Origin of the sequence: Rhodosalinus sp. FB01 (genome assembly GCF_041365715.1) — a bacterium.
Taxonomy (GTDB): Bacteria; Pseudomonadota; Alphaproteobacteria; order Rhodobacterales; family Rhodobacteraceae; genus Rhodosalinus.
Genome location: NZ_JBGFSH010000095.1, coordinates 1 through 358, shown reverse-complemented (window position 1 = coordinate 358; position 358 = coordinate 1). Strand labels below are relative to the sequence as shown.

General features: G+C 76.3%; 1 protein-coding gene. It reads right to left on the bottom strand.

Features of this window, described 5'->3' with window-relative positions; all coding sequences use genetic code 11:
• Positions 1 to 99: 99 nt before the first annotated feature.
• Positions 100 to 358: DUF3168 domain-containing protein (locus tag AB6A65_RS16750; RefSeq protein WP_371039510.1), on the bottom strand; the 259-nt coding region annotated here is incomplete at its 5' end.

Below are 358 nucleotides of genomic sequence, written 5' to 3'. Positions count from 1 at the left end.
GCCCCGCGATGGTGCGGAACTGGCCGTCGCCGGTCAGGTCCACCTTGATCAGCATGTCCTTGCCGCTCTGGGCGCCCATGTCGTCTCTCCTCCGTGGTCTCACTCCGGCGCTACGCGCGCGCGGAAGGTCAGGTCGATGCGCCGGCCGCGGCCCTTCGGCCCACGGTCCGCCCGCGCGCGGCGGAAGCTCAGGTGCAGGAGCCGCCCCGCGTCGAGCGCGAGCGGCGGGTCGAGAAGCGCCGCGGAGACCGCCGCCGCCGCCTCCTTCGCGGCCCGGAAGCTCCCGTCCTCGCCGGCGACGGTCACGGTCAGGTCGTGCTCGGCCCCCGGCCCGCTCGCGTCGGAGCGGTCGCGCACG